We start from the raw sequence: 13,927 nt of genomic DNA on the forward strand, positions 1-13,927 counted from the left end.
AGATAAACCAGAAGATAAACCAGAAGATAAACCAGAAGATAAACCAGAAGATAAACCAGAAGATAAACCAGAAGATACTATACCAGATAGGGGGGATATATCTGAACACTCATCAGCCATAATTAATGTTTATAATGAATATAAAGACTTTCTATTAATAGGCCTAACTGGTAGAACTGGTTCTGGATGCAGTACATCCGCAAGAATTCTTTCATCAGGCTCTTTTAATCTCCCAGAGTCATCTGATGCTCCATATTTAAAAAATGAAAGCAGAAAGTACAAGATAATAAAGAAATACATTAACAAACAAGAAAACTTACAATTTCACCACCTTCAAGTAAAAACAATCATCACTGATTATATTGTTGATCTTGGATTTGATGGTTTTTGCTCATTTTATAGCAAAATAACAAACATAGAAATAAAATCGATAAAAAATTCGCTAAGTGAAATAAAAGGGAGTTTTGATAGCGCCACCTGTTTAACCAAAAAGATAAAATCTAAAATTGAAACAGGAAAGCCTGAGGATCTAGAAGAAGCATACGTTTTCTATACTGAAATATTACCTTGTCTAAGTGAAGAAATAAAATTAAATATAAATAAAATCCAAAGTGGAAGTTACATAAAAACATATCAAATTGCTGGTGACAACATAAGGTCGTCTGATAATGCTGCTTCTGATAAGTTTGAGGCTAGGCATGTAATGTCATTCCCAAATAAGATCAATCACGTTATTAAATTGATTCGTGATTATCTTAAATCACAGAGTAAGCCTTGTTATATTGTAATTGATGCAATAAGAAACCCATACGAAGCAATATTTTTTAAAAATAGATATTCAAATTTTTATTTAATTTCAATCAACACTGACAACAAAAACAGACTGAAGCATTTGGAGGGGAATTTAAACTTCACTACAGAGCAGATCGATGAACTTGATAAGAAGGAATATCCAGCAAAATTAAAAGGTCATCACAAGTATATTTCTCAAAACATACAGAAATGTATAGAAATATCAGACATCCACATTAACAACCCTAAGGATGACGCCTTTGGGGATAATGACCTTCGATGCCAACTGGCTTGGTATATAGCCTTGATGCTTCATCCAGGATTGGTCATGCCGACATCAACAGAAAGCTGTATGCAAATAGCTTATAGTGCGAAAATGAATTCTGGATGTATATCTCGACAAGTCGGTGCCGCTATCACAAACACAGCCTTTTCAGTAAAGGCTATAGGTTGGAATAATACTCCACAGGGACAAGTCCCATGTTTACTAAGGAATGCTGAAGACCTAATTTTGGGTATTGACTCCCCAGCCTACAGCACTTACGAACGTAACGATAAAAAATTCAGGAAAATAATCAAAGAAAAATATAACTCTCTTCTAACATCACCGTTATTAAATGGAAGGAATATTTCATATTGTTTTAAAGATTTACAAAATCAGATTGAAGAGGAAAAAAATCAAGTTCATACACGTTCATTACACGCAGAAGAAAATGCATTTTTACAAATAACTAAATATGGAGGTCAATCCATATTAGGTGGTTTCTTATTTACAACTGCAAGTCCCTGTGAACTTTGTGCAAAAAAAGCCTATCAGCTCGGAATATCAAAAATTATATATGTTGACCCATATCCAGGCATTGCAACCGAGCATATAATTCAGTGTGGTGATAGCAGACCGAAATTAGAGTTATTTAGGGGAGCCATTGGAAAAGCATTTCACAGACTGTACCAACCTATTATGCCATTCAAAGACGAGCTAGAGGTTTTACTCAACATAAAACCTCATGAATATGAAGATAAACGAAGAATTCGTGCGCTAGAAGATGAAAATAAAGTACTAAAAGAAAAATTAAAACAACTAGAAGAACAAAAAAATTAAGAGCATTGCTGTAAATACAGATTGTCTGTACAGCTTAAATTATCCCCCGTCACCGGGGGATTTTTATTTCTATCGATTATCTCTAAGCGGCAGTTAGCCCACCAAAAACGCCCTTAACCGGGCAAACTCCGCAGGCAAATTAACAGAGAGCAGCGGCAGTTCGGCATGCTTGGCCAGCGGGCCGGGCAGCGGCACATCGAGATTGAGGATCTCGTCCACCGACTCCTTGAACTTGGCGGGATGGGCGGTGCAGAGGAACACCCCCACTTCGTCCTCGGCCAGCTGTTCCCCCAGCAGATCCCAGGCAATGGCGCCATGGGGTTCACACAGGTAATCCTGCTGGTGCAGCCGTTTCAGGGCATCACGGGTCTGGGCGTCGTCACGCATGCCAGAACCCAGGGTCTCCAGCGCCCAACCCTTGCGACGGCACAGCTCTTCTACCCGCGGCCAGTTGTTGGGGCGGCTGACATCCATGGCGTTCGACAGGGTGGCCACTGTCTGGTGTGGCTCCCACTGACCGGTTTTCAGGTAGCGCGGCACGGTGTCGTTGGCGTTGGTAGCGGCGATAAAGCGCTTCACCGGCAGCCCCAGCGCCTTGGCGATAAGACCCGCAGTGAGGTTGCCAAAGTTGCCGGACGGCACGCAGATCACCGCCTTGGCGCGGGAGGCTTTGGGCAGCTGGGCCACCGCCTCGAAGTAGTAGCAAACCTGCGCCAGCAGACGGCTGATATTGATGGAGTTGGCGGAGTTGAGGCCAATGGCCTTTTTCAGCGCTTCGTCGTCAAAGGCCTGTTTTACCAGCGCCTGACAGGCATCGAAGTCGCCGTCGATGGCGATGGTGCGGATATTGCCGCCGAGGGTGCAGAAGAGTTTCTCCTGCAAGGGGCTGATCTTGCCTTTGGGGTAGAGAATGACCACCTCGATCCCCTCCAGCCCGTAGAAGGCGTGGGCTACGGCGGCGCCGGTGTCGCCGGAGGTGGCGGTGAGGATAGTAATTTTGTCGTTAGTGCGAAACGCTGCGAGGCACTGGGCCATAAAGCGGCCGCCGAAATCCTTGAACGCCAGGGTCGGGCCGTGGAACAGCTCAAGGGCATAGGTGCCATCTTTCAATTTGACCAGCGGCGCCGGGAAGGTGAAGGCGGCGTTGATAAGCTCGCTCACTTTGGCGGCGGGCACTTCGTCCCCCAGCAGGTGGCTCAGGATGCGGGCAGAGCGTTCGGCCAGCGGCAGATCGAGCAGGGCATCCACATCGGCGAGCGGTTCGAGTTGTTCGGGGAAGAAGAGCCCCTGTTCGCGACCCAAGCCCTGACGCACCGCCTGCGCGAAGCTCACCTGTTCGCTGTTGTCCTTGATGTTGTAGAGATTCATAGCTCGCTTCCTGTTACCCGTGCCCCGGCCATGTCCAGTTTGCAGACCCGGGCAAATCCATCTTCGTTCTGCACGAAATGTGCTTCCATCCAATCCTTCATCCGCTCGGCCTGCGCCAGCTCCTTCATCACCACAAACACGGTGGGGCCGGAGCCCGAGATACCGGTAGCGAGCGCCCCGTTCTGGGCCGCCTGCGCCCGCACCTCGGCAAAGCCTTCGATCAGCGCCGCGCGGTAGGGCTCGGCAATCACGTCTTTCAAGACGCTCGCCGCCAGCCCCTCCTGTCCGGTGTAGCTGGCGTGGACAAAGGCAGCCAGGCGGCGGCCATAGGTGAGGCAATCCTGACGGCGATATTGGGCTGGCAAAATGGCGCGGGCAGCAGCGGTCGAAACCACGGTACCCGGGTAGCAGACCACCCAGTACCACTGATCGAACACCGGAATACCCTGACTGATAACGCCATGCTCTTCCAGCACCAGCTGCATGCCGCCGAGATAACAGGGGGCCACGTTGTCGTAGTGAACGGAGCCGGAGATCTTGCCCTCCATCTCCCCCATCAGCAGCAGCATGTCGTGCTCATTGAGCGGCGCGCCGTGAAAGGCGTTGAGCCCTTCCAGCGCCGCGACCACGCTGCAGGCGCTGGAACCCAGACCCGAGCCGACAGGCAGGTTCTTCTCCAGGACCATTTCGAGCGGCTTGAGACCGAGGCCGCGCTTCTCCAGCGCCTCGCCATAGGCGACCCAGCAGTCATGGAGGATATTCTTTTTCGGATCGTCCGGCAGCTTGTGGGCGTAGCGGCCCACGGCGGAGAGGGCGAACGGCACGTCAGCTGCTTTTACCTGCACCCGATCGCCGAGCAGAGAGCCATCCACGGGGGCGAGCGCCGCCCCCAGTACATCGAAACCCACGCTCAGGTTGGCGCTGGAGGCGGGGGCATAGGCCACCACGCTGCTGCTCTGGTACATGTCTGAACTCATGCTTACAACTCCTGCTTCCAGTTCTGGGTGCGCAGCACGTCGGCAAAGACCCCCGCTGCAGTCACTTCGGTACCGGCGCCATAGCCACGCAGCACCAGCGGGATCGGCTGGTAGTAGGTGGAGAAGAAGGCGAGCGCGTTCTCCCCGTCTTTGACCTTGAACAGCGGCTCGTCGCCACCGACCGCCTTGATGGCGACCTTGCACTTGCCACCCTCGATGGAACCCACATAGCGCAGCACCTTGCCTTCACGCTGGGCGGCGGCGAACTGGTCGCGGAACCAGCCATCGGCTTCGGGCAGGCGGGCCATAAAGGCTTCCACGTCGCCGCTGGCGTCAAAGCCCGGCGGCAGTGCCTGCTCGACTTCGACATCGGAGAGCTCCAGCGCCATGCCGGCTTCGCGGGCCAGAATGAGCAGCTTGCGCGCCACATCCATGCCGTTGAGATCGTCGCGGGGATCCGGCTCGGTAAAGCCGTTGCCACGGGCGATTTGGGTCGCCTCGGAGAAGGCCATCCCCTCGTCCAGCTTGCCGAAGATAAAGGAGAGAGAACCGGAGAGGATGCCATCGAAGGCACGCAGCTTGTCACCGGCCTTGATGAGGTTCTGCAGGTTCTCGATAACCGGCAGACCGGCGCCGACGTTGGTCTCGTACAGGAACTTGCGGCGAGTCTGGCGGGCAGTGCGACGCAGCGCCTTGTAGTAATCGAGCGAGCCGGTGTTGGCCTTCTTGTTTGGAGTCACCACATGGAAACCGGCGGCGAGGAAGTCGGCGTACTGGACGGCCACCGCCTCGGAGGAGGTGCAGTCGACGATCACCGGGTTGATGATATGGCTATCTTCCACCAGCTTTTTCACCCCTTCCAGCGAGAAGCTGTCGCGGGCTTCCACCAGCTGTTCACGCCAGTTGGCGAGGTTCAGGCCATCCTTGTTGACCGCCATCTGGCGGCTGTTGGCGATGCCGACCACGCGAAGGCCAGTGCCCTGCTCGGCCAGAACCGGTTGCTGGCGGGCGATCTGATCCACCAGCGCGGCACCGACGCCACCGACACCGACCACAAAGAGATCGATAAACTGCTGGCTGCCAAAGAAGTTCTGGTGGCACGCCTTGATGGCTTCCGCCACCTTGCGATCCCGCACCACCGCCGAAATGGAGCGCTCGCTGGAGCCCTGCGCGATGGCGACGATATTGATGGAGGCTTGCGCCAGCGAAGTGAAGAAGCGGGCCGCCATCCCCTTGCTGGTGCGCATGCCGTCACCGATCAGGGAGATGATCGCCAGATCGCTGATGATATCCAGCGGCTCCAGCAGCTGGTTTTTGAATTCGAGCTCGAACTCGCGCTCCAGCACCTTGCGGGTCTTCTCGCTGTCGTAGCTATGGATACAGAAGCTGACGCTGTACTCGGAGGATGACTGGGTGATCAGCACGATACTGACCCCGGCGCGGGAGACGGCTGAGAAGATGCGACCGGCCATGCCGACCATCCCCTTCATGCCGGGACCGGAGACGTTGAACATGCACATGCCGGACAAGTCGGAGATAGCCTTCACTTTCAGGTCATCGTCGCCGCTCTCGGGGCCGATCAGGGTGCCCGGCCCTTGCGGGTTGAAGCTGTTCTTGATGAGGCAGGGAATATGGAACTGGGCCACCGGCGCGATGGTTTTCGGGTGCAGCACCTTGGCACCGAAGTAGGAGAGCTCCATCGCCTCCTTGTAGGAGAGAGTTTTCAGCAGGTAGGCATCCGGCACCAGACGGGGGTCGCAGCTGTAGCAGCCCTCGACGTCAGTCCAGATCTCGCAGCACTCGGCATCGACGCAGGCAGCCAGCACGGCGGCGGAGTAGTCGGAGCCGTTGCGGCCCAGCAGCACGGTCTCGCCCTTGTCGCTGCCACCGGTAAAGCCCGGCATCAGGTAGAGGCAATCGCTACGCAGCCCCTTGGCGGCAAAGCGCAGGCGGGAGGCTTCGATATCGACATGGGCTTCCAGATAACCGCCATCGGTCACCAGCAGCTCTTCCGGCACGATCAGCTCCAGATCCAGGCCGCGCACCCGCAGCAGTTCGTGCATAAAGGCGATGGAGAGGTTCTCGCCACGGCTCAGAATGCGCGCCTGCACGTTGTCCGGACAGAGGCCCAGCAGACGGATGCCCTGCATCAGACGCTCCACCTGATCCAGCTCGGCGGTGAGACGGGCCAGTAGCGCCTTGTCATCGAGCGCCGGATAGGCCGCCTTCAACCCGGCCAAGAGGCGGGAGAAGATACCGTTGACTTCAAACAGGGTGGAACTGGCATCCATGCCGCGACTGGTCTGTTCCACCAGCGCCACCAGATGATTGGTCACCTTGGCAGGTGCAGACAGCACCAGGGCTACCTGAGATTGGCCGTGGGTGTTGACCGCGATATCGGCCACCCGTAAAAAACGCTCTGCATCGGCCAGTGAAGACCCGCCAAATTTCAACACTCTCATCGCTTTCTCTCCCTGTAAATCTATGAAATTCAATCTAAAAACCAGTCCAACAAAAAGGCCCGTACTGGGTGGGTACGGGCCTTTTTTGATTTCTGTGCTTGTTCGTCAGCGCATCAACCGGCCCCAGTGCCACCTGTGGTGGTACCGGTAATAATGGTGGTGGTGATGACGTTGGTGAATAACTGCATGACGAACACTCGTTGACGAAGCTGGCTTTTAGCAATACCGCGCCGGGCGCAGGGCTGTCAACTTAAACCTTTTTGCCAAGTTTGCGGGCAAGGTCCTTGCAGAGCAGGTGGAGCATGTTCAAATCCCGCTGCGGCAGCATGGGTACCCGGTCCATCACCCACTGATGCAGTTTTTCATCCTGCGAAACTCCGAGTTCACCCAAAATTTCTGCTGTTTTGCTTTTGAGCACGCGAACCTGTCCGCTGTTATCAATATTTTCTGCTGCGACACTTGCCTCATCGAGCAGCGGGCTCAGCTCGTAGGCGTAGAGCATGATCGCCTGCCCCAGATTGAGGGACGGGTAGCTCACCTTGAGGGGCAGATAGCTGATGAGGTCGACCTCGGCCAGCTGCTCGTTGGAGAGCCCCGACTCCTCGCAGCCAAAGACGATGGCGACCTTGTTGAGTGAAGGCTTGCTGCGGATCTGCTCGCGGATCTCCCCCGGGGTGAGGTAGTGCTGGTAGCGACCGCGTTCACGGGCGGTGGTGGCGATCACCAGATCCATGTCGGCCAGCGCCTCGGGCAGGGTATCGAACGCTTCGGCCTGGGTCAGGATCTCCTGGGCGCCGTGGGCCACCCAGCTCGCCTCCTCCTCTTCGTGTACCCGGCTCGCCACCAGTCGCATGGCATCAAATCCCATGGTTTTCATGGCGCGGGCAGCCGCCCCCACGTTCGCAGGTCGGGCAGGTGCCACCAGGACAAAATAGAGCTTCATCGGGTTTCCTCACAGGCCGGACGGCCTCTCAAACAGACAGCAAACAGTCGCTAAACCATCACCAAAACAGGGGCGCAATCTACCGTTTATCCCCGAAAATTGCCACTTGAACAGACGTTTGAATGTTGCGATAGTGGCCTGACGTGTGAACAAATTACACCCAATCCTTCGCGCTATCGGCCCGACAGATCACAAGGAAGAGAGAGATGCAGCAGCCATTGGAACAGGCCGTCGCCGAGACTATCTTGCAACGCTTCGAGTCGTTTTACAGCCGGTTTCTCGAGATAACCCAGGGCAGCAAGAGCCGCTTCGAGAACAGTGACTGGCTGGGGGTGCAGCTCGCCGGGCGCGAGCGCATTCGCCTCTATGACCACCATGTGGGGGCCACCGCCAGCTCCATCCGCCAGATGATGGGGGAGCACCACGCCACTCAGGAGCTGCTCAAGCGGGTCAAAAGCGCCTTCAGCGATCTGCTGCCCCGCTGTGACAACTTTGAGGTGGCGGAGTCCTTCTTCAACTCCGTCTATCGCCGCATCTTTCGCCATCGCAATATCCGCGACGAGAACCTCTATATCCACCCCTTTGTCAGCCGTGGCGAAAAACCCGATCTCAGCGCATTGCTGCGCATCTATCGCACCGATCTCGCCCACTTGCCGCAGACCTTGAGCCAGCTTTTGGGGGATTACAGCTTCACCCTCCCCTACGAGGACAAGCAGCGGGATATTGTCGACATCCACCGCCATCTTGCGGAGAACGGCCCGCAAATCCTCCATGATGAGCCGTTTGCCATCGAGCTATTGAAAGAGGTGTTCTACCGCAACAAGGGTGCCTATCTGGTGGGGCTGATCCGGGCCCGGGATCAGGTCTTCCCCTTTATCCTGCCCCTGCTCAGCACAGGCCACAGCATCTATGTGGACACCGTCATCTTTGAGCCGGATCTCGCCTCCATCGTGTTTGGCTTCGCCCGCGCCTATTTCATGGTTTATGCCCGCGAACCGGCACTGTTTGTCGCCTTCCTGCGCCAAATCATGCCCCACAAACCCGATTACGAGATCTACAACGCCATCGGCTGCCAGAAGCACGGCAAGACCGAGCTCTATCGCCACTACCGCCACCATCTGGCCCAGAGTCGGGATCAGTTCATCATCGCCCCCGGCATCAAGGGGATGGTGATGAGCGTATTCACCCTCCCCTCCTACGATGTGGTGTTCAAGGTGATAAAAGACGAGTTCACCCCGCCCAAGGATGTGAGCCACGAGCAGGTGAAGGCAAAATACCGGCTAGTTAAACAGCACGATCGGGTGGGTCGGATGGCCGATACCCAGGAGTTCACCAACTTCGAGTTTCCGCTGGATCGCATCTCGCCGGAGCTCCTTGCCGAACTCAAGACGGTGGCACCCTCGGCGCTCACCATCAGCGACGACAAGCTGGTGATCAAGCACCTCTATACCGAGCGCAAGATGATCCCCCTCAACCTCTATCTGGACAAGGCGGACGAGCAGCAGACCCGCCTCGCGCTGGAGGAGTACGGCAACGCCATCAAGCAGCTGGCGGCGGCCAACATCTTCCCAGGGGACATGCTGTTCAAGAACTTCGGCGTCACCCGCCACGGCCGGGTGGTTTTCTACGACTACGACGAAATCTGCTACATGACGGAGTGCAACTTCCGCCAGATCCCGCCGCCACGCTACCCCGAGGATGAGTGGAGCGCCGAGCCCTGGTATTCGGTGGCCCCCAACGACATCTTCCCGGAAGAGTTCGCCACCTTCCTGCTGCAAAAGCCGCAGGTGCGGGAGATCATGCTGCAGCTGCACAAGGAGATGTTCGACGCCAACTACTGGAAGATGCTGCAGAGCAACATCAAGGTGGGGCTGTTTGACGATGTCTATCCCTACCGTCGCAAGAAACGCTTCAAGTACCAGCGCGGCGGCTGATCGCGCAGAGTCCGCGCACATCACAGCAACGAAAACGGGGTGGCCAGTGCCACCCCGTTTTGCTATCCGCTTGGCGCCTTAACTGCCGCGACGGCGGATCACCCCCTCCTGCATGGTGCTCGCCACCAGCACCCCGTCGCGGGTGAAGAACTGACCGCGCACCAGACCGCGGCCGCTGCTGGCGCTCGGGCTGTCTACCACGTAGAGCAGCCAGTCGTCGAAGCGGAAATCCCGGTGGAACCACATTGAGTGGTCGATGGTGGCCACCTGCATATCCGGCTCCCAGTAGGACACCCCGTGGGGCTGCAGCGAGGTGAGCAGGAAGTTGAAGTCGGAGGCGTAGGCCAGCAGGTATTTGTGCACCCGCAGATCGTCCGGCATCTGGCCATTGGCCTTGAACCAGACGTGACGCACCGGATCCTGCACCGTCGGCCGAATAGGGTCGACCAGGGTCACCGGGCGCATCTCGATGGGCTGCTCGCAGAGGATCTTGTCGCGCAGGGAAGCCGGGATCAGGTTCTCGTAGGGGCGCACCAGCTCCAGCTCACTCTTGAGCTCCTCCGGCGGGGTGATGCCGGTCGGCATCTGCGCCTGATGCTCGAAACCATCTGCCGGCACCTGAAACGAGGCGTTGAGATAGAAGATGGGCTTGCCGCCCTGAATCGCCTTGACCCGGCGGGTGGAGACGGTCTGGCCGTCACGGATATTCTCCACGTCATAGACGATGGGACGGGTCACATCCCCCGGACGCAGGAAGTAGGAGTGAAAACTGTGAACCTGACGGCCGGTCTCGACCGTCTGCTTGGCGGCTGACAAGGCCTGCCCCATTACCTGTCCGCCAAACACGGCCCGCAGACCGAGATCCTGGCTCTGGCCCCGAAACAGGCCCTCCTCGATTTTTTCCAGCGCCAGCAACGCCAGCAGCTCATCAAGTACCTTGCTCATCGTTCACTCCTCTGTCAGAGCCGCACAGGCTAACAAGCTCACCGGAGCAGAGCAACCGCAGCGGCGAGTCTGCGGGCAAACAGACGACAGAAATTCCCCTCAATTTCTCACCAACCCCCCTTTTACCAGCCAGGGGGGTTGATACAAAAAGGCCCGCACCAGTTGGTGCGGGCCTTTGCTTGGCCGACTGCGCACTTGAACGGCGCGCAGTTCGCAACGGGCTATCGGCTTACTTGCTGCCGGTACCGGAGTTACGGGTAGAGGCTTGCGGCTTGCGACGGGCGGTGGTGGCGCGAGCGCGCGGCTCTTTGCCCTGCATCTCTTTGTGACGCTGCACGGCGCGACGGATCTGGGCGGCCTGCTTGTGACGGCTGGTTTTGCCATCTTGCTGCAGATCGACCTTGGATTCGGTCTCCGGCGGCAGGTTGACCAGACCGCGCAGGTAGTTCACTTCCGGCAGTTTCAGCTCTTGCCAGCCGCCGCGCGGGATGCCGCGGTCCAGCTTGACGTCACCGTAGCGGATCCGCATCAGGCGGCTCACCTGCACTTCCTGGGATTCCCACAGGCGGCGCACTTCACGGTTGCGTCCTTCGGTCAGGGTGACGTTGAACCACTGGTTCAGACCCTCACCGCCAGCCGGTTTGATCTTGTTGAACTTGGCGGTGCCATCTTCCAGCTGCACGCCCTTGCGCAGACGCTGCAGCATGGCTTCGGTGATCTCGCCAAAGACCCGCACCGCGTATTCCCGCTCCACTTCGTGGCTCGGGTGCATCAGACGGTTGGCCAGCTCACCGTCGGTGGTGAACAGCAACAGACCTGAGGTGTTGACGTCGAGGCGGCCGACCGCAATCCAGCGGGCACCTTCCATCTTGGGCAGACGATCAAACACGGTGGGACGACCTTCCGGATCGTGACGGGTACACATCTCCCCTTCCGGCTTGTGGTAAGCCAGTACGCGGCAGATCACTTCCTCTGCGGCACGGGTCTTGACCTGGTGACCATCCACCCGGATCACGGCGTTCACTTCGACGCGATCCCCCAGTGTGGCGACCTTGCCATCCACACTGACCCGACCTGCGGTGATCAGGGCCTCCATCTCACGACGGGAGCCGTGACCCGCGCGGGCCAACACTTTTTGCAGTTTTTCACTCATCGGGGTTACCTGATTGTTGATCGCTGCCCACAGGTAATAGGGGCAACGGGGTTAACTGTAACAAACGCCGGTTGGAGCACTCGCCACAGTTGAAAAATGTATATCTCGGTGAACTCGGCACGCTTGGGCGCCATTCACCGGGCATCGCTCTCCCCGTCCACCGCAGAGGGCAACAGGGGTTGCAGCTCCGGATCCAGCTCGGGGAGCTGCTCCAGACTCTGCAGATTAAAGTAATCCAGAAACTCTCTGGTGGTGGCGAGCAGCTCGGGGCGACCTGCCACCTCTTTGTGGCCTATGCTGCGCACCCAGCCACGCTCTTTCAGGGTATTCACTATCTGGCTCGACACCGCCACCCCGCGGATCGCTTCTATCTCGGCCCGGGTGATGGGTTGGCGATAGGCAATCAGGGTCAGCGTCTCCATCACGGCGCGCGAATAACGCGGCGCCCGCTCGCTCCAGAGCCGCGAGAGCTCCTCGGCATACTCCTGACGCGCCTGAAAGCGCCAGCCGGAGGCGACCTCTTTGAGTTCGACGCCTCGCGAGCTGTAATCTTGCCTGATCTCGGCCAACAGTAGCTGAACATAGCGACTGGTCACCGGATAATCGGCCAGCACGCTGCTTTTCAGTTCGCTGACATTGAGCGGACGACCGGCCACAAACAATGCCGCTTCGATCAGGGTCTTGAGTCGTTCAGTGGGCAGCGCCACGGTTGCCCTCCTCGCTCTGCTCGGCCAATGCGAAATGGATTGGGCCGAGTGGTTCTGCCTGCAGGATCCAGATCAGTTGCTCCTTGCACAGCTCCAGCAGGGCCAGAAACGTCACCAGCACCCCCATGCGCCCCTCTTCGGCGCGCAGCACCTGCTCAAGGCGCAGGGTCTGCCCCAGAGTCAGCATGGCGAGGATCTCCGCCATGCGCACCCGGGTCGGGATCTGTTCGCGGCGGATCTGGTGATGTTCGAAATGAGTCGCGCGTTTTACCACACTTTGCATGTAAAGGGCGAGCTCAACCAGCGAAACATCGGGCGCCAGTGGCTTGAGGGCGCCAAAATCGGGGGGCAAGGCAGCGGCGATATAAATTTCCCGCTCCACCCGTGGCAGCTCATTGACCCTCTCCGCCCCTACCTTGTAGCGCTCGTACTCCTGCAGGCGGCGGATCAGGGTCACCCGCGGGTCTTCTCCCTCCTCTTCATCCTCCAGCTCCGGCGCCTTGGGCAACAGCAGGCGGGATTTGATCTCCGCGAGCCAGGCTGCCATCAGCAGATACTCAGCCGCCAGCTCAAGGTTGAGCCCCTGCATCAGCTCCACGTACTCCATGTACTGGGCGGTGATCTGCAGGATCGGCAGGTTGAGGATATCTAGCTGCTGGCGCCTGATGAGATAGAGCAGCAGATCCAGCGGCCCCTCGAAGGTATCGAGGAACACCTCCAGCGCATCGGGCGGGATGAACAGGTCCTGAGGCAGCTCGTGATAGGGCTGCCCCAGGACTTTCGCGATGGGTAGCGCGGCGCCAGTCCCCGTCTCGGCGGAAGGGACTGTCACCGGTTCAGCGACATCACTCAAACGGGGTCGGATCCCCGGCGCCGCGACGACGCAATACCGGCTCGTCGTCAGAGAAATCGACTACTGTGGTGGGTTGCTCGCCCAGATAGCCGCCGTTGACCACCAGATCGATCTGCTTGCCCAACTTGTCGAAGATCTCTTCCGGGTCAAACTCGGCCATCTCGGAGTCTGGCAGGATCAATGTGGTGGAGAGCAGCGGCTCGCCGAGTGCTTCCAAGAGCGCCTGGGCTATTTTGTTGTCCGGAATACGGATACCGATTGTCTTTTTCTTCTCGTTCATCAGGCGGCGCGGCACCTCTTTGGTCGCCTTGAAGATAAAAGTGTAAGCGCCCGGGGTGTTGTTCTTGATCAGGCGAAATGCGCTGTTGTCGACCTTGGCGTAGGTTGCGATCTCGGAGAGATCGCGGCACACCAGGGTGAAGTCGTGGTTGGCATCAAGGCGACGGATGCGGCAGATGCGCTCCAGCGCGCCCTTGTCACCCATCTGGCAACCCAGCGCATAACCGGAGTCGGTCGGATAGACGATCACGCCGCCGTTCTGGATGATCTGTACCGCCTGACCGATCAGTCGGGCCTGGGGGTTTTCCGGATGTACGTAGAAATGCTGACTCATAGCTTGTTCTCGCAATGGGGGCAGCAATACCTGCCCGCTCGTATGGTCACGGGTCAAAGACCCATGACACTACCTTAA

At 57.2% G+C, this 13,927-nt stretch carries 11 protein-coding genes; 2 read left to right on the forward strand and 9 right to left on the reverse strand.

Translation table 11 applies throughout. From position 1 onward, the window contains the following. The coding region (locus tag G5315_RS08410; protein WP_421332882.1) for a hypothetical protein at window positions 1–1,894 on the forward strand (1,894 nt) is incomplete at its 5' end. 93 nt (window positions 1,895–1,987) lie between these two features. On the opposite strand, the gene thrC is transcribed toward G5315_RS08410, so the two are convergent. The 4 genes from thrC to G5315_RS08430 form a co-directional block, all read right to left on the reverse strand. Then, a complete protein-coding gene (thrC, locus tag G5315_RS08415) occupies window positions 1,988–3,262 on the reverse strand; it encodes a threonine synthase (protein WP_421332883.1) in 1,275 nt (424 codons plus the stop codon). Next, window positions 3,259–4,239 (reverse strand): homoserine kinase, encoded by a 981-nt coding sequence (thrB, locus tag G5315_RS08420; RefSeq protein ID WP_421332884.1) that lies wholly within the window; start codon window positions 4,237–4,239, stop codon window positions 3,259–3,261. Before thrB ends, thrC begins: the two co-directional genes overlap by 4 nt. 2 nt (window positions 4,240–4,241) lie before the next feature. Next, complete coding sequence (gene thrA, locus G5315_RS08425; protein WP_421332885.1) at window positions 4,242–6,701, reverse strand: bifunctional aspartate kinase/homoserine dehydrogenase I; 2,460 nt, start codon at window positions 6,699–6,701, stop codon at window positions 4,242–4,244. Between the two features lie 250 nt (window positions 6,702–6,951). Continuing rightward, entirely contained in the window at window positions 6,952–7,644 is a 693-nt protein-coding gene (locus tag G5315_RS08430; RefSeq protein WP_421332886.1) for a tRNA/rRNA methyltransferase, read from the reverse strand. Window positions 7,645–7,850: 206 nt separating this feature from the next. Between G5315_RS08430 and aceK the strand changes: the two genes are divergently transcribed. Then, on the forward strand, window positions 7,851–9,578 hold the full coding sequence (gene aceK / locus G5315_RS08435) for a bifunctional isocitrate dehydrogenase kinase/phosphatase (protein ID WP_100646423.1): 1,728 nt from the start codon (window positions 7,851–7,853) through the stop codon (window positions 9,576–9,578). A gap of 78 nt (window positions 9,579–9,656) precedes the next feature. Here aceK and tesB read toward each other — a convergent pair whose 3' ends face one another. From tesB to G5315_RS08460, 5 genes are all read right to left on the reverse strand, one after another. Further along, window positions 9,657–10,523: an acyl-CoA thioesterase II gene (tesB, locus tag G5315_RS08440; protein ID WP_005338122.1), complete on the reverse strand. Its 867-nt coding sequence runs from the start codon at window positions 10,521–10,523 to the stop codon at window positions 9,657–9,659. Window positions 10,524–10,752: 229 nt separating this feature from the next. Next, the gene (rluB, locus tag G5315_RS08445; protein WP_005347347.1) at window positions 10,753–11,676 is read right to left on the reverse strand and encodes a 23S rRNA pseudouridine(2605) synthase RluB; all 924 of its coding nucleotides are present in this window, start codon (window positions 11,674–11,676) and stop codon (window positions 10,753–10,755) included. 134 nt (window positions 11,677–11,810) lie between these two features. After that, entirely contained in the window at window positions 11,811–12,383 is a 573-nt protein-coding gene (gene scpB / locus G5315_RS08450; protein WP_005350230.1) for an SMC-Scp complex subunit ScpB, read from the reverse strand. Beyond that, window positions 12,367–13,236, reverse strand: coding sequence for a segregation and condensation protein A (locus tag G5315_RS08455; protein WP_160880718.1), 870 nt, complete (start codon window positions 13,234–13,236; stop codon window positions 12,367–12,369). The genes scpB and G5315_RS08455 overlap by 17 nt, the downstream gene beginning before the upstream one ends. After that, entirely contained in the window at window positions 13,229–13,849 is a 621-nt protein-coding gene (locus G5315_RS08460) for an L-threonylcarbamoyladenylate synthase (RefSeq protein WP_069527493.1), read from the reverse strand. Before G5315_RS08460 ends, G5315_RS08455 begins: the two co-directional genes overlap by 8 nt. Window positions 13,850–13,927: the final 78 nt, after the last annotated feature.

The sequence above is a fragment of the Aeromonas sp. 603607 genome, from assembly GCF_049171595.1.
GTDB lineage: Bacteria > Pseudomonadota > Gammaproteobacteria > Enterobacterales > Aeromonadaceae > Aeromonas > Aeromonas veronii.

What these genes read in the sequence shown, in the direction of transcription:
- thrC (WP_421332883.1), bottom strand. Translation starts at nt 3,262, where the DNA reads ATGAATCTCTACAACATCAAGGACAACAGCGAACAGGTGAGCTTCGCG.
- rluB (WP_005347347.1), bottom strand. Translation starts at nt 11,676, where the DNA reads ATGAGTGAAAAACTGCAAAAAGTGTTGGCCCGCGCGGGTCACGGCTCC.
- G5315_RS08430 (WP_421332886.1), bottom strand. Translation starts at nt 7,644, where the DNA reads ATGAAGCTCTATTTTGTCCTGGTGGCACCTGCCCGACCTGCGAACGTG.
- thrB (WP_421332884.1), bottom strand. Translation starts at nt 4,239, where the DNA reads ATGAGTTCAGACATGTACCAGAGCAGCAGCGTGGTGGCCTATGCCCCC.
- aceK (WP_100646423.1), top strand. Translation starts at nt 7,851, where the DNA reads ATGCAGCAGCCATTGGAACAGGCCGTCGCCGAGACTATCTTGCAACGC.
- G5315_RS08460 (WP_069527493.1), bottom strand. Translation starts at nt 13,849, where the DNA reads ATGAGTCAGCATTTCTACGTACATCCGGAAAACCCCCAGGCCCGACTG.
- tesB (WP_005338122.1), bottom strand. Translation starts at nt 10,523, where the DNA reads ATGAGCAAGGTACTTGATGAGCTGCTGGCGTTGCTGGCGCTGGAAAAA.
- thrA (WP_421332885.1), bottom strand. Translation starts at nt 6,701, where the DNA reads ATGAGAGTGTTGAAATTTGGCGGGTCTTCACTGGCCGATGCAGAGCGT.